This window comes from Haloarcula rara (genome assembly GCF_029338235.1).
Classification (GTDB): domain Archaea; phylum Halobacteriota; class Halobacteria; order Halobacteriales; family Haloarculaceae; genus Haloarcula; species Haloarcula rara.
Map to the genome: position 1 here is coordinate 1,412,102 of NZ_CP119785.1, position 22,192 is coordinate 1,434,293.

The 22,192-nt window shown below is 66.8% G+C and carries 26 protein-coding genes and 2 pseudogenes; 10 read left to right on the forward strand and 18 right to left on the reverse strand.

Annotated features, from left to right (window positions below; translation table 11 throughout):
• Positions 1-2: 2 nt before the first annotated feature.
• On the reverse strand, positions 3-983 hold the full coding sequence (hemB, locus tag P1K32_RS07480; RefSeq protein ID WP_276252046.1) for a porphobilinogen synthase: 981 nt from the start codon (positions 981-983) through the stop codon (positions 3-5).
• An 85-nt stretch (positions 984-1,068) separates the two neighbouring features.
• Between hemB and P1K32_RS07485 the strand changes: the two genes are divergently transcribed.
• Positions 1,069-1,695 (forward strand): DedA family protein, encoded by a 627-nt coding sequence (locus P1K32_RS07485; protein WP_276252047.1) that lies wholly within the window; start codon positions 1,069-1,071, stop codon positions 1,693-1,695.
• On the opposite strand, the gene P1K32_RS07490 is transcribed toward P1K32_RS07485, so the two are convergent.
• Positions 1,692-2,615 (reverse strand): hypothetical protein, encoded by a 924-nt coding sequence (locus tag P1K32_RS07490; protein ID WP_276252048.1) that lies wholly within the window; start codon positions 2,613-2,615, stop codon positions 1,692-1,694. The genes P1K32_RS07485 and P1K32_RS07490 overlap by 4 nt on opposite strands.
• A gap of 59 nt (positions 2,616-2,674) precedes the next feature.
• A complete protein-coding gene (locus P1K32_RS07495; RefSeq protein ID WP_276252049.1) occupies positions 2,675-3,595 on the reverse strand; it encodes a hypothetical protein in 921 nt (306 codons plus the stop codon).
• Positions 3,596-3,796: 201 nt separating this feature from the next.
• Here P1K32_RS07495 and P1K32_RS07500 point away from each other — a divergent pair, with 201 nt between their 5' ends.
• The 3 genes from P1K32_RS07500 to P1K32_RS07510 all read left to right on the forward strand — a co-directional run bounded on the left by P1K32_RS07500 (position 3,797) and on the right by P1K32_RS07510 (position 5,701).
• Positions 3,797-4,417 carry a conditioned medium-induced protein 4 gene (locus P1K32_RS07500; protein WP_276252050.1) on the forward strand — a complete coding sequence of 207 codons (621 nt, stop codon included), beginning with the start codon at positions 3,797-3,799 and terminating at the stop codon, positions 4,415-4,417.
• A 45-nt stretch (positions 4,418-4,462) separates the two neighbouring features.
• Complete coding sequence (locus P1K32_RS07505; RefSeq protein WP_276252051.1) at positions 4,463-5,122, forward strand: CRISPR-associated protein Cas4; 660 nt, start codon at positions 4,463-4,465, stop codon at positions 5,120-5,122.
• A gap of 120 nt (positions 5,123-5,242) precedes the next feature.
• Complete coding sequence (locus P1K32_RS07510; protein ID WP_276252052.1) at positions 5,243-5,701, forward strand: HalOD1 output domain-containing protein; 459 nt, start codon at positions 5,243-5,245, stop codon at positions 5,699-5,701.
• 28 nt (positions 5,702-5,729) lie between these two features.
• Here the strand turns inward: P1K32_RS07510 and P1K32_RS07515 are convergent, their stop codons facing one another.
• From P1K32_RS07515 to P1K32_RS07525, 3 genes are read right to left on the reverse strand one after another with little or no spacing between them, the layout of a single operon-like run.
• Entirely contained in the window at positions 5,730-6,326 is a 597-nt protein-coding gene (locus P1K32_RS07515; protein WP_276252053.1) for an L-threonylcarbamoyladenylate synthase, read from the reverse strand.
• Positions 6,323-6,838 (reverse strand): redoxin domain-containing protein, encoded by a 516-nt coding sequence (locus P1K32_RS07520; RefSeq protein ID WP_276252054.1) that lies wholly within the window; start codon positions 6,836-6,838, stop codon positions 6,323-6,325. The genes P1K32_RS07515 and P1K32_RS07520 overlap by 4 nt, the downstream gene beginning before the upstream one ends.
• The gene (locus tag P1K32_RS07525) at positions 6,838-7,116 is read right to left on the reverse strand and encodes a glutaredoxin family protein (RefSeq protein WP_276252055.1); all 279 of its coding nucleotides are present in this window, start codon (positions 7,114-7,116) and stop codon (positions 6,838-6,840) included. The genes P1K32_RS07520 and P1K32_RS07525 overlap by 1 nt, the downstream gene beginning before the upstream one ends.
• Before the next feature lie 90 nt (positions 7,117-7,206).
• Here P1K32_RS07525 and P1K32_RS07530 point away from each other — a divergent pair, with 90 nt between their 5' ends.
• Positions 7,207-8,580, forward strand: coding sequence for a hemolysin family protein (locus P1K32_RS07530; protein WP_276252056.1), 1,374 nt, complete (start codon positions 7,207-7,209; stop codon positions 8,578-8,580).
• A 146-nt stretch (positions 8,581-8,726) separates the two neighbouring features.
• On the opposite strand, the gene P1K32_RS07535 is transcribed toward P1K32_RS07530, so the two are convergent.
• Positions 8,727-9,926 carry an inorganic phosphate transporter gene (locus P1K32_RS07535; protein WP_276252057.1) on the reverse strand — a complete coding sequence of 400 codons (1,200 nt, stop codon included), beginning with the start codon at positions 9,924-9,926 and terminating at the stop codon, positions 8,727-8,729.
• A 73-nt stretch (positions 9,927-9,999) separates the two neighbouring features.
• Positions 10,000-10,239, reverse strand: a complete 240-nt coding sequence (locus P1K32_RS07540; protein ID WP_276252058.1) for a hypothetical protein — start codon at positions 10,237-10,239, stop codon at positions 10,000-10,002.
• A 142-nt stretch (positions 10,240-10,381) separates the two neighbouring features.
• Between P1K32_RS07540 and P1K32_RS07545 the strand changes: the two genes are divergently transcribed.
• The 3 genes from P1K32_RS07545 (at position 10,382) to P1K32_RS07555 (ending at position 11,831) form a co-directional block, all read left to right on the forward strand.
• Positions 10,382-10,837, forward strand: a complete 456-nt coding sequence (locus tag P1K32_RS07545) for a hypothetical protein (RefSeq protein ID WP_276252059.1) — start codon at positions 10,382-10,384, stop codon at positions 10,835-10,837.
• 114 nt (positions 10,838-10,951) lie between these two features.
• A complete protein-coding gene (locus P1K32_RS07550) occupies positions 10,952-11,590 on the forward strand; it encodes a helix-turn-helix domain-containing protein (RefSeq protein WP_276252060.1) in 639 nt (212 codons plus the stop codon).
• Between the two features lie 34 nt (positions 11,591-11,624).
• Positions 11,625-11,831: a hypothetical protein gene (locus tag P1K32_RS07555; RefSeq protein ID WP_276252061.1), complete on the forward strand. Its 207-nt coding sequence runs from the start codon at positions 11,625-11,627 to the stop codon at positions 11,829-11,831.
• Between the two features lie 4 nt (positions 11,832-11,835).
• Here the strand turns inward: P1K32_RS07555 and P1K32_RS07560 are convergent, their stop codons facing one another.
• Positions 11,836-12,546, reverse strand: coding sequence for a DUF5828 family protein (locus tag P1K32_RS07560; protein ID WP_276252062.1), 711 nt, complete (start codon positions 12,544-12,546; stop codon positions 11,836-11,838).
• A 173-nt stretch (positions 12,547-12,719) separates the two neighbouring features.
• On the opposite strand from P1K32_RS07560, the gene P1K32_RS07565 reads away from it, so the two are divergent.
• Positions 12,720-13,412, forward strand: a complete 693-nt coding sequence (locus tag P1K32_RS07565; protein ID WP_276252063.1) for a type 1 glutamine amidotransferase domain-containing protein — start codon at positions 12,720-12,722, stop codon at positions 13,410-13,412.
• 11 nt (positions 13,413-13,423) lie between these two features.
• On the opposite strand, the pseudogene P1K32_RS07570 reads toward P1K32_RS07565, so the two are convergent.
• Positions 13,424-14,107, reverse strand: a pseudogene (locus tag P1K32_RS07570) (RNA-guided endonuclease InsQ/TnpB family protein); the annotation flags it as partial.
• 174 nt (positions 14,108-14,281) lie between these two features.
• On the opposite strand from P1K32_RS07570, the gene upp reads away from it, so the two are divergent.
• The gene (gene upp / locus P1K32_RS07575) at positions 14,282-14,959 is read left to right on the forward strand and encodes a uracil phosphoribosyltransferase (RefSeq protein ID WP_276252064.1); all 678 of its coding nucleotides are present in this window, start codon (positions 14,282-14,284) and stop codon (positions 14,957-14,959) included.
• Positions 14,960-15,175: 216 nt separating this feature from the next.
• Here the strand turns inward: upp and P1K32_RS07580 are convergent, their stop codons facing one another.
• From P1K32_RS07580 to leuS, 8 genes and pseudogenes are all read right to left on the reverse strand, one after another.
• Positions 15,176-15,781 carry an IMPACT family protein gene (locus tag P1K32_RS07580; RefSeq protein WP_276252065.1) on the reverse strand — a complete coding sequence of 202 codons (606 nt, stop codon included), beginning with the start codon at positions 15,779-15,781 and terminating at the stop codon, positions 15,176-15,178.
• A gap of 32 nt (positions 15,782-15,813) precedes the next feature.
• Positions 15,814-16,175, reverse strand: a pseudogene (locus tag P1K32_RS07585) (2Fe-2S iron-sulfur cluster-binding protein).
• On the reverse strand, positions 16,176-16,679 hold the full coding sequence (locus P1K32_RS07590) for a TrpY family transcription regulator (RefSeq protein ID WP_276252066.1): 504 nt from the start codon (positions 16,677-16,679) through the stop codon (positions 16,176-16,178).
• A gap of 40 nt (positions 16,680-16,719) precedes the next feature.
• The gene (locus tag P1K32_RS07595; protein ID WP_276252067.1) at positions 16,720-17,622 is read right to left on the reverse strand and encodes a hypothetical protein; all 903 of its coding nucleotides are present in this window, start codon (positions 17,620-17,622) and stop codon (positions 16,720-16,722) included.
• 320 nt (positions 17,623-17,942) lie between these two features.
• On the reverse strand, positions 17,943-18,530 hold the full coding sequence (gene hisB / locus P1K32_RS07600; protein WP_276252068.1) for an imidazoleglycerol-phosphate dehydratase HisB: 588 nt from the start codon (positions 18,528-18,530) through the stop codon (positions 17,943-17,945).
• Between the two features lie 74 nt (positions 18,531-18,604).
• Positions 18,605-19,033 carry a type II toxin-antitoxin system VapC family toxin gene (locus P1K32_RS07605; RefSeq protein WP_276252069.1) on the reverse strand — a complete coding sequence of 143 codons (429 nt, stop codon included), beginning with the start codon at positions 19,031-19,033 and terminating at the stop codon, positions 18,605-18,607.
• Complete coding sequence (locus P1K32_RS07610; RefSeq protein ID WP_276252070.1) at positions 19,033-19,281, reverse strand: AbrB/MazE/SpoVT family DNA-binding domain-containing protein; 249 nt, start codon at positions 19,279-19,281, stop codon at positions 19,033-19,035. Before P1K32_RS07610 ends, P1K32_RS07605 begins: the two co-directional genes overlap by 1 nt.
• Positions 19,282-19,343: 62 nt before the next feature.
• The gene (leuS, locus tag P1K32_RS07615) at positions 19,344-22,061 is read right to left on the reverse strand and encodes a leucine--tRNA ligase (RefSeq protein WP_276252071.1); all 2,718 of its coding nucleotides are present in this window, start codon (positions 22,059-22,061) and stop codon (positions 19,344-19,346) included.
• Between the last annotated feature and the right edge of the window lie 131 nt (positions 22,062-22,192).

Consider the following 22,192-nt stretch of genomic DNA (forward strand, 5'->3'; position numbering starts at 1 on the left):
CGTTACAGCCGGTCGGCGATGTCCTCGGCGAAGTACGTGAGGACGAGGTCGGCCCCGGCCCGTTTGATGGAGAGCAGGGACTCGTAGGCCACCGCCTCGAGCTGGAGCCACCCCTTGTCGGCGGCGGCGTGTAACATTGCGTACTCCCCGGAGACGTTGTAGGCGGCGACCGGGTGGTCGTAGTCCTCGCGGACCTGCGCGACGACATCCAGATACGGCAGGGCGGGTTTGACCATCAGCACGTCCGCGCCCTGTTCCACGTCGAGTTCGACCTCGCGGCGGGCCTCGCGGGCGTTAGCGGGGTCCATCTGGTAGTGCCGTCGGTCGCCGAAGGCGGGCGCGCCGTCGGCGGCGTCCCGGAAGGGGCCGTAAAAGGCCGACTCGAACTTGGCCGCGTAGCTCATGATGGGCACCTGGCTGTGGCCGTCGGCGTCCAGTGCCGCCCGTAACGCGGCGACCATCCCGTCTATCATCCCGGAGGGCGCGACCATATCCGCTCCCGCGCGTGCGTGGCTCACCGCAATCTTCCCGAGCAAGTCGAGCGTCTCGTCGTTGCGGACGGTGAGGTCGGGGTCAACCTGTGCGTGGTCCTCCAGGAGGCCACAGTGGCCGTGACTCGTGTACTCACAGAGACAGACGTCCGTGATGACGTAGGCGTCGGTCGCCTCGGCGATACGCCGGACCGCCTCCTGGACGACGCCGTCCTCGGCCCAGGCCCGCGAGCCCCGCTCGTCTTTCGATTCGGGGATACCGAAGACCATGACGGCCTCCACACCGGTTTCGAGCACTTCCTCGACGCGGGCGACGGCCTGCTCGACCGGCACCCGCTCGTGGCCCGGCATCGTCTCTATCGGGACCCGCTCGTCGGTCGTCGCGTCGACGAACACCGGGGCGATAAGGTCCGACGCCGATACCTCGGTCTCACGCACCAGGGGCCGCACGCCGTCGGTCCGGAGCCGGCGCGGGCGACGTGTCATATCCATATCCGACTCTGTGACCCTGAGGGCCATGAACCCACCGCTGTCCGGAGCGCAAGTAATATGTCGCCGTCAGGATATGTTTGGGACGATGGCACCCGCCACGAGCCGCAGTCCGGTCAGCGTGTTCGTCGAGGACTACGGGCTCCTGGTCGTCGCCGGGCTCTTTGCCGTACTCGGCGTCGCGGGCATCGCGCTGTACGTCTTCGGCGACACCAGCTACGCCCAGTCGCTGCTTCGGCGGTACGGACTGGTGGCGCTCCTGTTCGTATTCGTCCTCGAAGGAGCGATGTTACTCTACTTCGCCCCCAGCGAGGCGCTCGTCCCGGCGGCGGTCACAGTGTTAGCCGGGCGAGCCGAGGGGTACCACGTCCCGACAGTCGGCGCTATCCTGGCGGTGGCCGTCGTCGGCGCCACCGTCGGGCAGACGACGCTGTTCCTGCTGGCCAAGCGAGGCGGCCGGGAGTGGCTGCTCGAACGGCCGTGGTTTCGGGTCGAAGAGGCGCGGCTGGACCGCTTCGGCGAGGCCTTCGACAGGTACGGCGTCCTGGCCGTCCCGGTGAGCAACACACTGCTTTTCACTCGCGGTATGTTGACCGTGCCCGCGGGGGTGGCGGGCATGACGACCCGCCGATTCGTCGCACTCTCGGCGCTGGGAACCCTCTCGTTCGAACTGGTACTCGCAGGGACCGCGATGGGCGTGCTCGAACTGCTCTAGTCGTAGTACTCGGCGGCATCCCGCGTCCCGGTGATGATACCCTTGCGCCCTTCCTGTGTGTAGGAGATGTCCTCGACCGCCGCGAACTGCGCGTCCACGCCCCCGGAGCGGTCATCGTTTTCCTCGACGTACCGTTCGAGCGTCGCCGTGTCCACGTCACGCGGGCGGTCGTAGAGGTAGACCCACGTCTCCTCGACAGTCCCGCCGTCGAGGACACTCCGTGCGCCCTCGGCGACCAGGTTCTCGAATCGGCCGCTCCTGGCCGCGGCCGCGTCGGGGTCGTCCATCGCCGTCCCGCGGACCAGCGTGCCCGCCCCCAGCGCCTCGACGAGTGCGCCCATGTCCTCGCTCGCCTCGGCGTACCGGTCGACGTCGCCGGTCCGAGCGTCGACCACCGTCTGGAGGCGGTCGCTCGGGTCGACCGCGTCGGGGGCGTACCGGTCCACCGCCGAGACGAGCATCGTGCCGTCGGTAACCGCGAAGACCCGCCCCGTCTCGGGGTTGCGATAGCGGACGTACCCCTTGTACTCGCCGGCGCGGTCGTACCCCTCCCCGCGCAAGTCCGAGACGGCGGCCTCGCGGTCGAACTCGCCGGTGACGACGTCGACCGAGTCGACGGTGACGACGGCCGTCGCGTCGGCCCAGCCCAGCCCGACCGGCTGCCACGTCTGCTCGAAGACAGTGGGCTCGCCCCCGAGGCTGTCCCGATTGGCCGCGAGCGTTGCCACGTCGTAGTAGTCAAACCGGTAGTGGTCGGCGTTGTTCAGGGCGGCCGGCGCCGGCAGCCACTGGGTGAACACGGTCGTATCGTCGCTGTCGGACCCGAACAGGCTCGAACAGCCGGCGGTCCCCACCACGGCGCCAGCGGCGACTCCGCTCCGGGCGAGCAGGGCGCGCCTCGTCAGATTGCCGCCGGACATAGGCACTGAGAAAACTGCGAGGCAATTGATGTTTGTGATACGGCGACGAGGCCAGCGAGCTATAGCTCGTCGGTGTCGCCCGTTCCGGTGATGATGCCTTTCCGACCGTTGCTATCGTAGCTGATGTCCTCGAGGTTTTCGAACTGTCCGTCGTCACCGTCGTTCTCAGTGACCCACTCCTCTAGGTCGTCCGTGTCGACGTCGTCTTCGCTCTCGTAGACGACGACGTGCTTCAGGTCGGTGCTCTCCCCGTTAATCTTCGCCCGCTGCCCGCTGGCAACCATCGCGTCGAAGGTCCCCTCGGCCGGCTCGGCCTCGTCCGGTTCGTCCATGGTTCGCCCGTCGATTATCGTTCCGCCACCGAGCGCGTCGATGAGCTCTCCCATGTCGTCGTTTTCGTCGCCGTAGCGGTCGCCGTTTCCGGTCTTTGCGTCGACGATAGCTTCGACGGTCCCTGTGTCACCCTCCGACGCAGGTGCCGACACGAGGGCCCCGTCACCGACGGCGTACGCCTGTGACTCCTCCGGACCGAGCATGAGAGTGTACCCCTCGTGTTCGCTGTCCTCCTCGAAATCCTCGTCTTCCAGGTCCGAGATAGCGTCGTCCCGGTCGAACTCCGCTTCGACGATGAGTCCACCGAGTCCCAAGAATCCGCCGATTCCGATGGTCGTCACCCCCGAAACGTCCTCCCAGTCGATATCTACGGGGGCCCAGGTCCCCTCGAAGTTCGAGGTGTCGAAGCTCTCGTCGTCCAGTTCGTCCTCGTTGGACTCGATATCGTCCAGGTTGAGGTAGGTGAAGCTGTAGTGGTCGTCGTCACTGATGTCGTCTGGAACCGGGAGCCAGTTCGCGTACGGCGTGTTACCACCCAGCGGATTCGGGATGCTCGAACAGCCGGCGGCACCGACCAGCGCCCCGGCGCCAGCCGTCGCCAGACTCCGCCGTAACATCGTCCGTCTCGTGAAGGTCCTCTCGGTCATGACTACTGCATTAGTGACGTGATAGATTACCTTTGCGCTTCTGTTGACTACCCCATACCTTAGAAAAAGTGTCTGCAGACGGGTAGTGGTGAATATTGACGCTGAGTCGGTCGTTAGTCCAGAAAGACAATATTTTCCGAGACGGACCCTCGCCGGGCCACCAAACAGCTATATACGTCGACGTGGTAGCCTCGGGGTTGGATGGACGAGAAAACCGAACAGCTCCGAGACATCTTCATGGACGTCTCCGACGAGGCGTCGGTGACGGAGTCACAGGCGGCCGGGCGGGGGTCGCTGACCGATACCGACGAGGCGACGGTCGAGGAGCGGCTGGGCGAGACCGTCGCGCGGATGCGCGAGCGGTACGACTTCCGGACGGCCCTGGACGACCCGGCACTGGTAGGGCTGGTCCGGGGGTTCTACGCGGGCCACGAGGACGCGGCGCTTGCCGAGGAACTCGGTGTGGACGAGTCGACGGTCGTCGAAGCCCGGCTCGACCTGCATCTCCTGCGGGAGACCGACGACGACGCCGACTTCGACGTGACCGCGTTCCGGAAACGCGTCGTCGGCGGAGACGCGACCGACGAGGAGCTGGCCGCGGCGTTCGACACCGACGCCGAGACCGCGTCCCGCTACCGACGCGTGGTCGAGGCCCAGGCTGCCGCTCGGGGCGTGAGCCACCGCTTCACCAGCGAGTTCGAGGACGCACTGACCGAGGCAGGACTGGCCACACACATGACCGCCGGCGTCCAGGAGACGGGACTGGACGAGGCCACCGAGGACATCGACTCGCTGGATTCGGACGCCGACGTCTCGATGTAGCGACGCTCCGAACCTTTTTGCCCGATACCGGAACCAGCCCGGTCCATGGCCGACCACACGTTCCGCGACCTCGAGACAGCGGCCTACTGCCCGCGAAAGCTCTACTACCGCCGGCGGGACGGCCCGCCCGAGGTCCCCGAGGACATCGAGCGGATACGCCGGCTCGCCTGCGAGTACGAGCGACTGCTGACCGACGACGCGGCGCTGCTTTCCGCACCCATCGAACCCGACCCGGCGACCGTTCGCGAGCGGCTTCGGGGGGCCCGTGAGCGACTCGATGCCTGGGACGGGCTGGCCGACCCCGCCGAGACGGACGTCTATCTCGCCGGCAAGGACGCCCGCGGCATGGCTCACAAACTCGTCGCGACGGGCGAGGGGACGGTCCCGTCGCTGGTCTTCGCCGGGCGCCCGCCCGAACAGGGCGTCTGGGAGCCACAATCCGTCCGGCTGGTCGCCGCCGCGAAGGCGCTGTCCTGGGAGCGCGAACGACCGGTCGAACGGGCCTTCGCGGAGTATCCGACCTACGGCGTCGTCCGGTCGGTCGGCGTGACGGCGCGACGGGCCGGCCAGTACCGGCGAGCGCTGCGGGTCGCAGAGAGCATCGACGGCCCACCGGCCAGAACGGCCAACGACGCCAAGTGCGGACCCTGCGACTACCGCGAGCAGTGTGGCGTCAGGACGCGGTCGCTTCGCTCGCTCCTGTGATCGGAGCGCTCCGGGCCACCGAGCGAACGACTGCCACACTGAGACAGCGAGTATCGCGCCACGGCGGTGGCGATATCAATGGCGCAAAACACTACACCCCACCATAGCCTCTACTAGAGCATGGACCCCACCACGAACCGAGCGGAGAACGAAACGCCCGACAGCGCCTCTCTTGCGGCCGATGTCGTCACCGCCGTCGCCGGGAGCGCCGGCGTCGACCCGCTCGAGCTCCCGCCGCTCCACGACGCGGTCGACGCGGAGTGTCTGGCCGATTATCTCGAATACGACCAGGACGGCCAGGACGTCGCCTTCCCCTACGCGGGCTACTGCGTCACCGTGACCGCGGCCGGCGCGGTGACGGCCGTCCCGCTATCTGCCATCGCCTCGCCCGCGTCCATAGCGTCCAGACTCGCCGACTCGACGGCTGTCGACACGTCCCGCGGGTGGCAGTGGGAACCGTTCGGCGGCTACCACTCGGCACAGTACAACCGCGGGGCGGGCGAGCGGACGCTCGTCTACGGCGAGCACGGTGGGGGCGACTGGATCGAGTCGGACGAGGCCGTCCCGGTCGAAACGTAGGGCCGGACGCGTCGCCGGCGCGCGATTATTACTCGTCGAGCCAGCGCTCGACAGCGTCGGCGTTCGCGCCGCGTCGGTGAATCGTCTCGGCCTCGACGTCCACCACCGTCGAGCCGGTCCCGCCGGTCTCGCCGCCGTCGAGGACGACGGCCGCCATCTCGGTGATGTCGTCCAGCTCGTCGGCGGCGGTAGCACTGGGATTCCCCGAGATGTTCGCGCTGGTCGCGGTCACGGCCCCGGCTGCCTCGAGGAGAGCGAGCGCGATGGGGTGGTCCGGAATCCGGATGCCGACCTTCGGTTTCCCGGCCGTCAGACCGTCGGGGAGGGCCTCCCAGCGGTCGACGACCACCGTGACGGGGCCGGGGAGAAACTCGCGCATGAACCGCTCCTCGCGCTCCGTGGGACAGGTGTACGCGAGCGCGGTCCCTACGTCCGGGACCGCCATCGACAGCGGTTTGTCCCGCGAGCGGCCCTTGGCTTCGAACACCCGCTCGACGGCGTCCGGGTCAGTGGCGTCCCCGGCCAGCCCGTACACCGTCTCGGTGGGGTAGATGACTAGGTCACCGTCGCGGATGGCCGCGGTCGCCGCGTCGATGGCGTCTCCGGATTCGAACTCGTCGCTCACAGCTGTGCTTCGACGTCGTCGTAGTCGGGGAACGCGGGCCACTCCTCGCCCACCCACGCGTACTCGACGGTGCGGTCCGAATCGAGGACGAAGATAGCGGGCCGTGGCTCGGCGACGCCCGCCATCCCGTCGAGTTCCATGTCGATGCCGTAGGCCTCGGCGACGCCGTTTTTCGGGTCCGAGAACAGCCGGGCCTGCCCCTCGATGCCCCGCTCGGCCAGCAGGTCCTTGTGCGCGTAGGGCGTCGAGATGGAGAGACCGACGACGGTGGCGCCCTCGTGCCACGCCCGGTCCCGGACCTCGTTCCAGAGGTACGTCGCCGGGAACGCCCCGTCCATGGCGTGGAATATGAGGACGACAGGATCGTCGCTGTCGGCACAGACCTCGGCGAGCGAGACGTCCGCCCAGTACTCCTCGTTGACAAGGGGTCGCGTGAAGTCGGGTGCGGTCTCGCCGACCGCCGGGTGGTCGGCCGGCCCGAGTTCCACCACGTCGAAATCCAGCTCGACCATCAGGCGGCCCCCGCGTCGACGCCGGCGTCCTGTCCATACGTCCGCTCCAGATACGCGACGATGTTGGCGCTCTCGCTCATCGTGACGCCGGTCTCCTCGTCGACGATAGCCGGGACGGTGCGCTTGCCGGTGAGTCGCTTGACCACGTCACGTTCGGAGTGCATCGGTTCGACGAATCGCGACCGATAGTCGAGGCCGAGGTCGTCGAGCATCCGGACGACCCGCTCACAGAACGGGCAGGCCTGCAGTCGATAGAGTGTGATGGCTGGCTCGCTCATACGGCCGCGAGTAGGGGCGAGACGCTGGTAAGCGCTTCGCCATCGGTGACGACAAGGCTTAATCCCCGGCGATGACAACTCGGACTGTTGATGGCCTTACCCATGGCGGTCACGTTGCCCGCGGTGGCGCTCCAGACGTTCGACGTCGTCGGCGTCGCCGTCCCCGAGAGTGCCGTCCTCGTCGGCGGCATCGCCACGATACTCCTCCTCATCGTCCTGTCGGCCTTTTTCTCCTCCTCGGAGATCGCGATGTTCTCGCTGCCGGCCCACCGAACCGAGGCACTGGTCGAAGACGGCGTGCCGGGGTCGCGCACCCTCCAGCAGCTCAAGGCCGACCCGCACCGCCTGCTCGTGACCATCCTCGTCGGGAACAACCTCGTCAACATCGCGATGTCCTCGATCGCGACCGGACTCCTGGGCTTTTACCTCTCGCGAGGGCAGGCGGTGCTGGCGGCGACGTTCGGCATCACCGCTATCGTCCTGCTCTTTGGCGAGAGCGCCCCCAAGAGCTACGCCGTCGAGAACACGGAGTCGTGGGCGCTTCGCATCGCGAAGCCGCTGAAAGCATCCGAGAAGGTCCTGCTCCCGCTCATCCTCTTTTTCGACTACCTGACCCGCATCGTCAACAAGATAACCGGCGGCCGCTCGGCCATCGAGACCTCCTACGTCACCCGCGAGGAGATACAGGACATCATCGAGACGGGCGAACGCGAGGGAGTCTTAGACGAAGAGGAACGCGAGATGCTCCAGCGCACGCTGCGTTTCAACGACACCATCGCCAAGGAGGTGATGACCCCTCGACTAGACATGACCGCCGTCGCCAAGGACGCCTCCGTCCGCGAGGCCCTCGAGACGGCTATCCAGAGCGGCCACGCCCGGCTGCCCGTCTACGAGGGGAGCCTGGACAACGTCATCGGCGTCGTCCACATCCGCGACCTGGTCCGGGACTTAGACTACGGCGAGAAGTTCGCCGACGACATCGTCCTCGAGGAGCTCATCGAGCCGACCCTGCACGTCCCCGAGTCCAAGAACGTCGACGACCTGCTGACGGAGATGCGGGCCGAACGCCTGCACATGGTCATCGTCATCGACGAGTTCGGGACGACGGAGGGGCTCGTGACGATGGAGGATTTGACCGAGGAGATCGTCGGCGAGATACTCGAAGGCGAGGAGGAAGAGCCCATCGAGTACATCGGCGACGACACCGTCACCGTCAAAGGCGAGGTCAACATCGAGGAGGTCAACGAGGCGCTGGACCTCGAACTACCGGAGGGCGAGGAGTTCGAGACCATCGCCGGCTTCATCTTCAACCGCGCCGGCCGACTCGTCGAGGAAGGCGAGACCATCACCTACGAGGGCGTCGAGATACGCATCGAGCAGGTCGAGAACACCCGCATCATGAAAGCCCGCATCCTCAAGCTCGACCTCGACGAAGACGAGGCCGAGGAAGCGCAGGTCGAATAGCGAGGTTCTGACCGTAGGGAAGAACCTCGACAAAGCGATGTGGTGAGCGCAGCAAGGACCAGACCGAAAGAAGTCCTCGTAACGGAACGGGGAACGGAGTGACCCGTGGTGCAAAGTGAGCCCCAGAGCAGTAGCGATAGCCAGCCTCAGAGCAGCGAGTCGACGGCGAAGAAGACACCGTACGAGAGCGCGAAGGCGAGCACGAGCGAACCGAGCCACGCAAGCACCGTCTTGCCCATCTTGCCGCGACTGACTTCGCCGTCGCCGGCGGCGGCGCCGGAACCGACGATAGCCGAGACGATAATCTCGTTGAACGAGACCGGGAGACCGAAGAAGACGGCCGACTGCGCGATGATGAAACTCGGGATGAGCGCGGCGATAGAGCGCCGGGGGCCAAGCGACGAGTAGTCCTGTGCGATGGCCTTTATCATCCGCGGCGCGCCGGTCCAGGAGCCGATGAGCAGGCCGAGCCCGCCAAAGAGGAGCACGCCCGTAATCGGGATGACCGCGGCCGGACCGGAATCGAGCAGCGGGAGCAGCGGGCCCAGCGCGAGCCCGACCTGGCTCCCGCCGGCCGAGAAGGCGACCAGGCCGCCGAGCACGAGCAGGAAGTGCCGTTGCCCGGCCGCGGGGTCGGCGCGCACGTCCCGGTAGAGCAGGCCGCCACCGACCAGCGCCGAAAGGAGGGTGACGGCAGCTATCGTCGGCAGTATCGGCGTCCCGAGCGCCCGGCCGACCGCCCGCGCGACGGAGGCCTGGTCGGAACCGGGCGCCAGGAGGACAAAGCGGACGTTCGCAAGCAGCGCGGCGACCAACCCCCCGAGTACCGGGACGCTCACGTCTTCGGCCACGGACTCGTGGCGCAGCAGCGACGCTGTCGCGTAGGCGATACCGCCGCCGACGAAGGGAGTAGCTACCCACAGGGAGACAATCTCGATGTACTTGGCCGTCGCCGGCTGGCCGCCCATCGCCAGCCCGACGCCGACGACGGCACCGGTGACGGTGAAGGCCGTCGCAATCGGGTAGCCCGTGAAGATACCGATAGCGACGAGCAGGGCCGCCGTCACGAGCGCGACGATGGCCGCTATCGCCGAGAGACCGCCGCCGTCCGGGAACAGCACGAGACCGCCACCGACGGTCTCGGTGACGTTCGCGCCCTGCAACACCGCGCCGGCCAGCCCGAGGATGCCGACGAAAAAGCCCGCCCGCATCACTGATATCGCGTTGGCTCCGACCGCCGGGGCAAAGGGTGTCGAGCCGGACGAACCGGCCCCTATTGCCCACGCCATGAACAGACTCGCCGCCGACGCTACGATGAGCGTCACAATCACACTCGTCGCTACCATCTATAGCGGCGTTTGCACTTCCGCCCCATGAGCCTACCGTTCGACACGTGCGGTGAGCGAGCGAAAAGCGCGGTCACAGCCGGGCCGCGCAGGCCGGCGCGGCGAGTGTGACCGTCTCGGCCTCGGGGTGGATGCGCTCGACGAACCCCGCCAGGGTGCCCGCGGGCGGGACGACGACGGACCGGTCGACGCCGCGGTCGGCCAGTAGCTCGACGACGCCATGCCAGTCGACGGCATCAGGAACCGCCTCCCGCGGTCGCTGGTGCCAGGGTTCGACTGACGGGAACGGGCCGGGTGCGGCTGTTTCCGGCATCGCCGCGACCGCCGGACGCCGATTCGCCGTGGAACCTCCAGTCGAAGTAGAGGGGTATGTAAACACGTGTCATGCCAGAGCCGGCAGCTGTGCCCAACATGTTGGTCAAAATCACAACTCCCTGTCGGGCGTCGCCGGTAGTATGCAGCAATCAGACGACTCGACGACCCGGACGGCAGATAGCGTCGCCGTCTCGCGTGGCCTCTACCTGACGATGGCCGTCTCGACGCTGCTGGGGCTGGCCCACCACGTCGACCACATCGTCAGGGGTAACCACGTCGGCTGGCCGATAACGAGCCACGTCAACGCCTTCACGTACAGCCTCGCCATCTATCCGCTCATCGCCGTCGGACTCGCCCTGACGCTGTCGGGCCGGGCCGGCAACCGGTACTGGGCTGGGTTTTTCGCGTTCAGTACGGCGATGCTGGCGTACTTACACGTCAGCCCCTGGGCCATCGAGCCACCGGGCGACGTGATACTGCCATACGCCGACCCGACGCTTGGCTATCTCGCCTTTACCGTCCTGCTCGCGCTCATCGCGTCGGTCTGTCTCGGCTCACTGTACGCGGCCGTCGCGTACTACAGGGAGACAGCATGACCGATAGCCCAGCGAGGCGCTCGTCCCGACGGCGACCGGCCCGACGTTTATTCGAGGGCGGGTCGAACAGCCGACAGCGATGGCCACGAGAGAGCGAAAGCGGGGGAGCGCGTCGTGATACGCGCGCGCTTCCGCCTGGCGCTGCAGGAGGGGATGTGGGTCACGGCAGTGTCCGGGCGGTTCCCGGACGCGACGCTGCGCCTGCTGACCGGCGTCCCCATGGGCGACCGAGCACTGGAACTGGGCGAGGTCCGGGCCGACGACCCCGAACCGGTGGTCGCGGCCATCAGGAACCATCCGGACATCTCCGCGTACGAGCCCCTCTGGAGCGGCGACGGGCGCGCCATCGCCCAGTACGAGGCCAGCGAGCAGCGCCTCTACGAGTTCCTCTGGTCGTCCTCGCTCCCGCCGGAGTTCCCCATCGTCGTCCAGAACGGCGTCATGGAGTTCGACCTCACCGCGACACGCGAGCAGTTCGAGGCCTTCGGCGACGCGCTCGAGGCGGGCGAGCAGGAGTACGAGCTGCTCTCGGTCGTCCACGCGACGGACGACGGGGCGTTGCTGACCGAACGCCAGCGCGAGTCGGCCACCACCGCGCTCCGGCTGGGCTACTTCGAGGTCCCGCGGGGCGCCACCCTCGCCGAGGTCGCCCAGACCCTCGACGTGGACAAGTCGACCGCCAGCGAGACCATCCGCCGCGCCGTCGCCCGGGTGATGGGGCAGTTCCTGCTGGGCGAGGAGTCGGTGGCGTAACTGGGCGACAGATGCCGGCCGGGGGTGTGTCGGCGTGAGCCCGCTCGGACGCCGCTCGACACAGCGGACGCTGCACCTCCTGCTTTCGGTCGGGCTGGGTGCGTTCGTCTACTCGCCGCTGCGGACGGCACCGGCGGCCGTCCTCGCCGTCCAGACCGTTCTCTTCCCGCTGCTGGTGCTCTCGGGCGCCCTCATGTGGACGGGGCCAGCGCTCCGACAGCGGTTTCGGGGGCGGACCTAGGCCGCTAGTTCGTGTTGGGGTCGCCGTCCTCGCCGGGTTCGACCGCGTCGACGCCCTCGGCGGCCTCGGCCGCCTCGGTCACCTTCTCGGTGTCGACGTGCCAGCGGTCGACGTCGGAGTCGAAGTCGGCTAGCCGGTTCGAAACTCGGACCTTCAGGTCGTCGTCGTTGACGTTGACCTCGAAGACGTACTCCGGGTCCTCCTCGTCGCCGATGCGGCGGAGGTTCGCGCTCACGAGCGGGTTGTCGAAGTAGTAGGGCGCGATCTGTGTCATCACGTTGCGGTAGACGGTGTCCTCGACCTTGCGCAGGGCCTTCCGTCCGGCCGAGTCGGCCGCGCGAGCGACGTAATCGACTGACTCGCCCCACTTGTCGATTGCCTCGTCGGGTTCGTCCAGGTTCTCGTAGGACTCCGAAAGTTTCTCGCCGGCTTTCTGGAGGTCCTCGTCGGGCTCCTTGCCGGCCTGTTCGCCCTTGCCCTCGGCGACGCTTGCCTGCTCGGCCGTCTTCTCGTTGACGTCCTCGTCGAGCCGTTCGTGGGTCTTGGGTCGCCAGTCGTCGAACTCCTCGAGGGCGGCGTCGTCGATATCCGCGTCGACCTCCTCGTCGCCCAGCACATCCTGTAGTGCCTGCGTGATGCGCTCGCCGTGCTCGACAACGTCGACCCAGCCGCCGTGTGTCTTGAATCCTGAGACGCTCTCTTCGATATCTGCCATTGTAGAAAGTCGGACGGTTGGTACCGTGTGTTCGGCTGTTGACGCTGAGAGTGGTTAAGCGTTTCCGCCGCGGCGCCGGCGGACGGGCAGGCGGCCGGCGAGCGTGTTGACGAGTGTCACGACGGGGCGGCCGGTTGTTCCGTTTATCCGTCTCGCTCGCCTATTCGGTACTGATGACAACTGCACTATTCGTAGTCAGCGAGGAAGGCTACTGGGGCGAGGAATGTATCGAGCCGCTCACCACGCTCACTGACGCGGGCGTCGACATCGAGGTCACCACACCGAGTGGCAGCCCGCCGGTCATCGACGAGCGCTCCGTCGACCCCGAGGAGGTCGGCGAGGAGACCGCCGAGCGCTGTCTGTCGGTCCACGAGAACGACGAGCGCCTGAACGACCCGACGCCTATCGCGCAGGTCGACGCCGCCGACTACGACGCCGTCGTCTTCCCGGGCGGCCACGGGACCGAGTGGGACGTCAACCAGGACCGACACGCCCGGGCGCTGCTGCGGGACGCGGTCGAGGGCGACGACGGCAAGGCGATGGTCGTCTGTCACGCTGTCGGGATTCTCGGGTTCACCTGGGGCAGCGACGGCGACAGAATCGTCGACGGGCGCTCGGTCACCGGCTTCCCCAACGCGTGGGAGGAGGGCATCGTCGACGAGAACGACCGGATGCCCGACGGCCGCAAGCTCCCCTACTGGGTCGAGGACGAGGTGAAAGCCGCCGGGGGCGAGTGGGACGCCGAACTCGACGCAGACACCAGTGTCACCGTCGACGGCGACCTCGTCACGGCACGGGGTCCGCCCTCCTCGGCCGCGGCCGCCCGGACGCTGCTCGAGGAGCTTGGCGTCGAGCAGCCGGCGTAAACTACCCCACCCTACTCGCTCACGGCTTCGCCGTTCGCTTCGTTGAGGGTTCCGTCAGACTTCGTCTGACGACGTGCAGACTGTGAGTCTGCACTGGGGCTTTCGCGTGGACTCCCGCTCTGGCCGGAATCCCCGGCAGGAGGTTCATACACTCCGTTCGCGTTCGACGTCCCGCGATTCGAGCGCACGCCTACGGGTGCGCCTCCGCCGTCCCCAGTTTGGTTACGGCGGAGATACCGCAGTCCAATATTCTTCGCGGCGTTGTAGTCGGCGTGGTTCTCGTAGCCGCATTTCAGACACCCGAAGTCCTCGCCCTTGCGGTTGTCCGGGTGCGTGAACCCACAGTGTGAGCAACGACGTGACGTATTCTCCGGGTCAACCTGCTCCACGTCGATGCCGTGGAGTTCGGCTTTGTATTCGACGTACTCGTACAACCGCTCGAAGGCCCACTCGTGCCCCCACGAGGCACCCGAGAGGCGGTCGCGGATGCCGGTCAACTCCTCGAAGGCGATGACCGTACAACCGTTCTCGGTGGCTTCTTCGATGATGCCGTTGGCAATCCGGTGGAGCATCATCTTGAACCGTCCCGTCTCTTTTTTCCCAACAGACTGGATGTTCTCGTGAGCGTGACGGCTTCCGCATTGCTGGAGTGAGGCCCGCCGCTTTTCGTACTCCCGTCGCCAGTGGTCGAACTCGTGCTCTCTCCTCACGGGCCGCAGGCCCGTTCGGATGGTCAGCGGAACCTTCGGTTCCGCACGACTTGAGGCCGGAGGCTCCGCCTCGAAACTGCTGAACCGGGCACACCGCCGCCGCACGCTTTCGACTCCGTCCCCGTCAGCGTTTACTCCCCACCCGCCGAGGACCACCGTATGGCACTCGAACGGCGCGGTGACGCCTCGCTGGTCACGCACGCGCTCGCGAAGGACGAGCTCTCACGGTTGCGCGAGAAGGACACCGAACAGGTCGAGTTCCGGAAGGGGCTCGTCCGGCTGGGCCACCTCTGTGGCTACGAGATAATCGACGGCCGCATGGAGACCGAGTACGTCGAGATAGAGACGCCCCTGACCACGACGATGGGCGAGCGCGTGACGGGGCTGGACGATGTGGTCATCGTCAACGTCCTCCGGGCCGCGACCCCCTTCGTCGAGGGGTTACTCAAGGCGTTCCCCCGGGCCCGCCAGGGCGTCATCTCGGCCAGTCGGGACGAGTCGGCCGGGATGAACGAGGACGGTCAGTTCCCCATCTCCGTCGACTACGTGAAACTGCCCGACATCGACCCCGACGACACCGTCATCGTCGCCGACCCGATGCTGGCGACGGGCTCGACCATGGCGGCGGTCCTCGAACACATCACCGACCAGGGGGCCGACCCCGAGAACCTCGTCGTCCTCTCGGCGGTGGCGGCGCCGCCCGGCATCGTCCGTGTCTCGGAGGCGTTCCCCGACGTCGACCTGCTGACCGTCGCTATCGACGACGAACTCAACGAGGAGGGATTCATCGTTCCGGGGCTGGGCGACGCCGGAGACCGGGCGTTCCGGACGACGTGAGTTCGTCGGCCACACCAATCCCGGGCTGGGCGACGCCGGAGACCGGGCGTTCCGGACGACGTGAGTCGAAACGGCTTTTAGGTGGGTCCGACTATGACGGATATCTCGGGGGGCGACGGAATCGTCAACCCCCTCTTTTCCGCTGGAAACCACTAGACAGCAGTGGTATTTTTCTCCACCTGAAATAAATCTGGGCGCTGGCGCTGCTAGCCCCAGTCAGCGGTCGGTCTCGATGTCGGCCCGGCCGCTGGTCGCGCTGCGGACGCGGTCCCGCAACTCGCTGCCCTCGGCCGTCGGCACCCGGACGGCGAAGGTCACGTCGGTCTCGTACGCCGCTTCGAACTCCACGTCGGCGGACTCGAGCAGGCTCCGCACGCTACCCGAGTCGTCGTATTCGACGGTGACGACGAAGCGCTCGTGGGGGACCGACTCGACGACGCCGGCGGCGTCGACCCCCTCCTTGACCGCCCGCGAATAGGAGCGGGCCAGCCCGCCGACACCGAGGTTCGTCCCGCCATAGTATCTGGTGACGACGGCGACGACGTTCTCGATGTCCCGTTGCTGGAGGACGTTCAGCGCCGGCTTGCCCGCGCTCCCGCTGGGTTCGGCATCGTCGCTCGAATACTCACGGAACGGCGAGGCCCGGACCCGGTAGGCCGGCACGTTGTGGGTCGCGTCGGCGTACTGCCCGCGAATCTCCTCGACGAACGCCTCGGCCGCGTCGACGGTCTCGACGGGCGCGACGTGGCCGATGAACTCCGAGCCCTGTACCTCGAAGCTGGCGGCGGCCCGCTCGGCGACGGTCCGATAGCTGTCTGCCACGCCCGGCGGTAGTCGCGCCCGCCGAATAGCCCTTACCGTTGCTCGTCCCGGGTCGGCCCCGCGCCGCCACCGGTCTCCCGACTGCCCCACACCCGCTTGTCGAGCAACTGTACGCGCACCCCCTCGCGAACCCGGAGCTGGCAGGACAGGCGGGGATAGCCAAAGCGGTCGGCGAGGTCGTCGTGCCAGTGGTCGGGCTCGGGGGCTCGGCCAGCCGGACCCCACAGGTCGCACAGAGCCCGTTGCCGCCGCAGTTGAGCCGCCGCGCGTAGCGGCCGTGCGGGGACAGGTCGGCATCCAGCAGGACGTCGCGGAGAATCGACCCCTCGGGCGCGGTCAGTTCCCGGGTCTCGCCGTCGGGTGTTTCGACGGTGATGGTGACAGGGCGGGACATTTAGGCCAGCTCGATAGTCCGGACGAAGGCCATCTCCCGCAGCTCGTTGATGAGCTCGCCGGGAAGCGATTCGTCGGTGATGACGTACAGTCTGGGGTCGTCGGTGAACTCCGGGTCCTCGGAGAGGACCTGCCGGATGGAGATGTCCCGCTCGGCGATGGCCCCCGTCACCCGCGAGACGATGCCGGACTCGTCGGCCGCCCGCACGGAGATGGTGATGGCGGTCAAATCGAGCACCGGGGCGAGGTCCAGCAAACTGGGAACGGCAGAGATATTCCGAAAGATGCGCCGCAGCTCGTCGTCGGCGAGGATGGCGTCGGTCGTGGCGTTGACGACCCGGCGGTCGACGCCGACCTCACGAGCGATGCCGGTGTTGGGTATCTCGATGCCGCCCGAGACCACCCGCCCCTCCTCGTTGACCGAGAACCCCCGTTCGAGCAGCAGGCGGATGACAGCCTGCTGGCCCGGGGAGTCCTCGAACTTCTCCATAATCTCGTCGAACATGGGAGACCAATCGTGAGCAGTGCGTTTCGCTCTTGGGGTCCTAGAACTCGAAGGTGTCAGACGAGACAGTAAACACGATCCGCTTGCCCTGCTGTTCGAGACTCTCCAGAGTCTGGTCGGCGTCGGGTGCGTCCGCCCGTATCTCGTCCTCGTTGTTTTCGAATACCTCCGCAGCTCTGCTCTCGGAGTCAAACATCAGGTGGGCCGTGATGGTGGCGCCGCCGCCGCTGGCCGCGTTGATAGCGATCCCGCTTGGGGAGACGCTGACCGACAGCGAGTCGACGAACGAACCGGTCTGGACACCGGAGAGCGTCCCAAAGCTGACCACCGAGAGCAGCGTCTCCCAGCCCGTCCCGGCTGCATCGATAGACTGGGTGTCCCCGAATCGCGTGTCCAGCACCGTCTGGTAGTTGCTCGTGACGATAGCGTCCGGTCCCCAGGCGACTCCATCGTAGACGGTGTACCCCTGATACGACTCGGTGTCCGACTCCGAGACCCCGAGGTTCGAACGAATCTCGTCCTGGTCGAACGTCCCCGTCAGAAAGACGAGCCCGGAATCGTCCGACCGTTCCGTCCCGCCAAGATAGTCGATGTCCGACTGTTCGATACCGAACGTGTCGGCGATGTTTTGTATCTCGTAACGCTCGTACTCCGCCTGCGGGAACTCCGCTCGCGCCCCCTGTACGTCGAGCGCAAATGTCTCCGCAGTACCCGAGACGACCGGGTCGGACGGAATCCACCGGGCCCAGGCAGACGTCTCGGTCTGTTCGCTCGTCTCGGTCTGTTCGCTCGTCTCGGTCTGTTCGCTCGTCTCGGTTCCCGTCGACTGGTCGGTGGGGGCCCCTGTCTCCGACTCACTCAGGCGGAGACAACCAGCCATCGCACCGACACCGGCGCCCCCGAGCCCGGTGAGTAGTGCCCGCCGCGACTGTTGCTGTGTCATGGTTTGGTCTGCTTTCCAATCAGTATAAATTTTCTTTATTCAGGGTAGAATTATCGCGTTGCAGCGCCAGTCACCCGAACATAGCGGGACGCCCCGGTTCGGGACCGGACTGGAAGTCGAACGTGTCCTGTTCGGTGGCGACGACGAGCCCGCGTCCCCGCTGTTCGATACGACGGACAGCTCCCGAACTGCTCGGTGAGCGCCGGTCGGTGTCGTAGACAGTGCCGGCATGGACCTCGGAGACGAAGAGACACTGCGCCAGAAGTACTCGGTGCCGCGTCGAACACACGTCTCGTCCGTCGACATCACCGTGAGACAGCCTACAGCTCGCCTTTCGTGCTGGCCACGTCGCTGCGCCGTTCGTCGATGCGGGTCGCGTCGTCTAAGGCCCGCGCCAGTCCCTTAAACAGCGCCTCTATCTCGTGGTGGGCGTTCTCGCCGGAGACGCCACAGTGCAGCGTCAGCCCGGCGTTCATGGCGAGCGAGCGCCCGAAGTGTTTCGCCATGTGGCTGGTCATCCCGCCGACCTCGGCCTGGGAAAACTCGCCCTCGAAGCCGTAGTACGGGCGCCCGGAGATATCCACGACGACGCTGGCGACGGCCTCGTCCAAGGGCACCTTGCGGTCGGCGAAGCGGACGATACCGCGCTTCTCTCCCAGGGCGTCGGTGAACGCCTCCCCGAGCGTGATTGCCACGTCCTCGACAGTGTGGTGGTCGTCGATTTCGAGGTCGCCATCGCACTGGACCGTGAGGTCGAACAGGCCGTGGGTCGCAAAGGAATCGAGCATGTGGTCGAAAAATCCGATGCCCGTATCGATAGTCGAGTCGCCGTCGCCGTCGATGTCCAGCGTCACCTCGATGTCCGTCTCGGCCGTTTCCCGGGTGACGGCCGCCGTGCGGTCGGTCATACCCCAACGCTCGCGGGCCGGCTATTTGGGGGTTTTGTCCGTTCGGGACCAGAGCCGACAACAGGAGCGGTCCACTACTCGAACGGGTCGTCAGCAGTCGTGAGACGAGTGATATCGTCGACGCCATCGAAGCCGTCGTCGAAACTGTAGAGATACTCGATATCGAGTCGCTGCATCGCAGCGACGATGACAGCGTCAGTTAGCGAGAGCGACTCGTGACGGCGAAACAGCGAGCGACCGGCATCGAAATCCGATTTCGGTGTGTGAGTGAGGACGAAGCCACTGCTTTCGATGAGGGCATCGAGCGTCTCTGTCGCAGTCTCATGTCCGGCCCTGGCCTGGAGATAGTTTACGACTTCTTCGAGGACATCACTCAGGATAACCCCCGTCGGGAGTGTCCCCGTATCTACGCCTCGAGAAATAGCAGCGCCCCGCTCGTGATGCTGGTCCCGCGAGAGGCGGGCAGCGATGAGCACGTTCGCATCAACGACCACCCGCTCCATCAGTAGTCTCCGGCAATGAAGTCGTGGTCTGACGCCGCGTCGGTCGGTTCCTCGGTGTCGACGGGCTCTAGCTCGGAAAACGCACCGTACTGCTGTTTGACGACCTGTACGGACAGCGTCCCGTCCTCGTCGACGTGCCATCGGATCTTGTCGCCCGCTTCGAGACCGGCCTCCCGTCGAACTGCCGCCGGGACAGTGACCGAGTAGCTATCGTTCACCGTCGTTTCATCCTCCACCTCGTGGGACATATGCGTGACTCCGGGTTCCCGAAACAAATAATTTGACCCCTAATTTGGACGACTGCGTCGCGTCAGGAGATGTGAATCGCTGGCTTGTTCGGCTTCGCCTTCTCGGCCATGTCGTCGTCCTCGGTCGCACGCCGCACGGTCACCTCGGCGTCGAACTCGTCCTCGAAGAGCCAGACGGCCTGCTGGAGCACCTCTAGCTCTTGCTCGCCGTCGACGATGGGCTCAAGTCCGGCCGAGCGGTCGGCCAGGTCCGCGGCGTAGTCGGCGGCGGCGTCGCCGTGGGCCTGCATCGCCTCGTCGCTCATGATCTCGCCGACGATGGCGTCCTCTGGGTCGGCCCGCTGGGCGATACGGTAGGCCTCGTACTTCCACTCGGCGGCGACGACGAGCTCGATATGGTCGGGGTCTTCGATGTCGACGACGTCGGTGATGTCCCGGACGTCGGCAAGCGTCGTCCGGACCAGCTGGCGCTCGATGCGGTGGTCCGAGACGTCACGCAAGGGTTCGGGCCAGTCGGCCTCGGCGACCAGTCCGCCTTCCTCCAGCAGGTGCCACAGCTCCTCGGCCAGGTAGGGGGCGATGGGCGCGAGCAGTTGCGTCAGCACCCGCAGGCCGCGGCTGTAGGCGAACAGGTAGGGCGGCTCGTAGCTCGCGTACCGGCGCAGCAGGCGGGCAAAGCGCTGGAGCTCGCCGACGACCCGATGGAAGCGAAAGCGGTCGTACTCCTCGGTGACGGCCGCGATGGTGCGGTCTATCTCGCGTTCGAGATAGGCGTCGTGGGGCGCACTCTCCGTGCGGACCGGCCCGGCCGCCTGCGAGCGGCGGCGTCGGTCCCGCTGGTCGGCGAAGTCGGCGACCAGGTCGTAGCAGTCCTGCTGGAAGTCATAGGCCGTCGAGACGTCCTTGACCGTCCACTCGAAGTCCTGGGCGGGGTGGGCCGCCGAGAGGACGAACAGGCGCGTGGTCTCGGCGCCGTACTCGTGGGGGGCAACAGCGTTGCCCGCCGATTTGGACATCTTCTTGCCGCTGTGTAACACCGTCCCCTGGTTGATGAGCCGCTCGACGGGTTCGCGCCGGGAAAGCAGCCCCAGGTCCGCGAGCGCCCGCGTGAAAAAGCGGATGTAGAGCAGATGCAAGACGGCGTGTTCCTCGCCGCCGACGTAGACGTCGACGGGGAGCCACTCGTCGGCGGTCTCCTGGTCGAAGGGGGCGTCCTCGAAGTGGGGACTGAGGAACCGCAGGAAGTACCACGAGGAGTCGACGAACGTATCCATCGTGTCGGTCTCGCGGGTGGCGTCGGCCCCACAGTCCGGGCAGGTCGTCTGTTTCCACTCCTCGGCCGCATCGAGGGGGTTCCCCGTCGTCTGGACGTACTCGGGCAGTTCGACCGGCAGGTCCTCGTCGGGGACGGGGACCGCCCCACACTGGGGGCAGTGGACGATGGGGATGGGCGTCCCCCAGTAGCGCTGTCGGGAGATGAGCCAGTCCCGCAGCCGGTAGGTCGTCGCTTCCTCGACCCCGTCGTGGTCGAGCAGGCGCTCGCGGGCGGCCGTACTCGCGAGCCCGTCGTACTCGCCGCTTTCGGTCAGCATCCCGTCCGCGGTGTAGGGCTCGTCGGGCAGGTCGGTCCCGCTGCCGTCGACGGGTTCGACGACCTGCTCGACGGGGAGGTCGTGCTCGTCGGCGAAGGCGTGGTCACGGTCGTTGTGGGCGGGCACGCCCATCACCGCGCCGGTGCCAACGTCGTCTAGCACGTAGGCGGCGACGTAGACGGGAATCGACTCACCGGTGAAGGGGTGGGTCGCGGTCAGGTCGGTCTCGACGCCGGAGAGGCCGGCGTCGTCGGTGCGTGCGACTTCCTCGAGATAGGCCGCCACGTCCGGGTCGTCGTCGGCCAGTTCGTCCACGAGGTCATGTCCCGGCGCCAGCGCGAGATAGGTCGCGCCGTAGACGGTGTCCAGCCGGGTCGTAAAGGCCGACACGTCGCCGTACTCGCCCACGTCGAACGTGACGCTGGCACCCTCCTGGCGGCCAATCCAGTTGCGCTGGCTGTCCCTGACGCCCTCGGGCCACCCGTCGAGGTCGTCCAGCCCGTCGTAGAGCTCGTCGGCGTAGTCGGTGATGGTGAAGAACCACTGGTCGAGGTCCCGCTGTTCGACGGGCGTGCCACAGCGCCAGCAGACGCCGCCGGCCGCGTGGCCGTGCGTGGCCCCCTCGTAGTCGACGGCTTCGCCGTCTCCCCGTTTCGTCTCCGCCGCAACGCTGGTCTCGACCTGCGCGTCCGCGAGGACGGTCTCACAATCCGGACACCAGTTGACCGTCGCCGAGTCGTACTCGACGAGGCCCTCGTCGAGAAACCGGGTGAACAGCCACTGGTTCCACTGGTAGTACTCGGGGTCGCAGGTCGTTATCTCGCGGGACCAGTCGTAGCCAAAGCCCATCTCCGCCAGGTCGTCGCGCATCCGCTCGATACAGGCGCGGGTCCACGATTCGGGGTCCGTGTCGCGCTCGTAGGCGGCGTTCTCGGCGGGCAGGCCGAAGGCGTCCCACCCCATCGGATGGAGCACGTCGTCGCCCGCCATCCGACGGTAGCGGGCGTGGGCGTCGGTGATGGCGTAGTTCCGGATGTGGCCCATATGCAACGAGCCGGAGGTGTAGGGGAACATCCCCAGGACGTACGTCGGACTCGTGACCTCGTCGGGCGTCTCGTAGACCTCCTCCCGGTCCCAGACGTGCTGCCAGTACTCCTTGACCCGTGCGTGGTCGTAGCGGCGCGACATTCGATAGTGAGAGTGGGTCGCCGTGACACATGAGTGTTCGGCCCATGACGGTCGCCGACCCGCCCCTGGGATGGTGGTGACCCCGGTGTTACCCGGTGACGGCGGTGTCCGCGAGCGCTTTTCCCCGGCGG

Coding starts and splice junctions, on each gene's coding strand:
- hemB (WP_276252046.1), bottom strand. CDS start 983: ATGGATATGACACGTCGCCCGCGCCGGCTCCGGACCGACGGCGTGCGG.
- P1K32_RS07485 (WP_276252047.1), top strand. CDS start 1,069: ATGGCACCCGCCACGAGCCGCAGTCCGGTCAGCGTGTTCGTCGAGGAC.
- P1K32_RS07490 (WP_276252048.1), bottom strand. CDS start 2,615: ATGTCCGGCGGCAATCTGACGAGGCGCGCCCTGCTCGCCCGGAGCGGA.
- P1K32_RS07495 (WP_276252049.1), bottom strand. CDS start 3,595: ATGACCGAGAGGACCTTCACGAGACGGACGATGTTACGGCGGAGTCTG.
- P1K32_RS07500 (WP_276252050.1), top strand. CDS start 3,797: ATGGACGAGAAAACCGAACAGCTCCGAGACATCTTCATGGACGTCTCC.
- P1K32_RS07505 (WP_276252051.1), top strand. CDS start 4,463: ATGGCCGACCACACGTTCCGCGACCTCGAGACAGCGGCCTACTGCCCG.
- P1K32_RS07510 (WP_276252052.1), top strand. CDS start 5,243: ATGGACCCCACCACGAACCGAGCGGAGAACGAAACGCCCGACAGCGCC.
- P1K32_RS07520 (WP_276252054.1), bottom strand. CDS start 6,838: ATGGTCGAGCTGGATTTCGACGTGGTGGAACTCGGGCCGGCCGACCAC.
- P1K32_RS07525 (WP_276252055.1), bottom strand. CDS start 7,116: ATGAGCGAGCCAGCCATCACACTCTATCGACTGCAGGCCTGCCCGTTC.
- P1K32_RS07530 (WP_276252056.1), top strand. CDS start 7,207: ATGGCCTTACCCATGGCGGTCACGTTGCCCGCGGTGGCGCTCCAGACG.
- P1K32_RS07535 (WP_276252057.1), bottom strand. CDS start 9,926: ATGGTAGCGACGAGTGTGATTGTGACGCTCATCGTAGCGTCGGCGGCG.
- P1K32_RS07540 (WP_276252058.1), bottom strand. CDS start 10,239: ATGCCGGAAACAGCCGCACCCGGCCCGTTCCCGTCAGTCGAACCCTGG.
- P1K32_RS07545 (WP_276252059.1), top strand. CDS start 10,382: ATGCAGCAATCAGACGACTCGACGACCCGGACGGCAGATAGCGTCGCC.
- P1K32_RS07560 (WP_276252062.1), bottom strand. CDS start 12,546: ATGGCAGATATCGAAGAGAGCGTCTCAGGATTCAAGACACACGGCGGC.
- P1K32_RS07565 (WP_276252063.1), top strand. CDS start 12,720: ATGACAACTGCACTATTCGTAGTCAGCGAGGAAGGCTACTGGGGCGAG.
- upp (WP_276252064.1), top strand. CDS start 14,282: ATGGCACTCGAACGGCGCGGTGACGCCTCGCTGGTCACGCACGCGCTC.
- P1K32_RS07590 (WP_276252066.1), bottom strand. CDS start 16,679: ATGTTCGACGAGATTATGGAGAAGTTCGAGGACTCCCCGGGCCAGCAG.
- P1K32_RS07595 (WP_276252067.1), bottom strand. CDS start 17,622: ATGACACAGCAACAGTCGCGGCGGGCACTACTCACCGGGCTCGGGGGC.
- hisB (WP_276252068.1), bottom strand. CDS start 18,530: ATGACCGACCGCACGGCGGCCGTCACCCGGGAAACGGCCGAGACGGAC.
- P1K32_RS07605 (WP_276252069.1), bottom strand. CDS start 19,033: ATGGAGCGGGTGGTCGTTGATGCGAACGTGCTCATCGCTGCCCGCCTC.
- P1K32_RS07610 (WP_276252070.1), bottom strand. CDS start 19,281: ATGTCCCACGAGGTGGAGGATGAAACGACGGTGAACGATAGCTACTCG.
- leuS (WP_276252071.1), bottom strand. CDS start 22,061: ATGTCGCGCCGCTACGACCACGCACGGGTCAAGGAGTACTGGCAGCAC.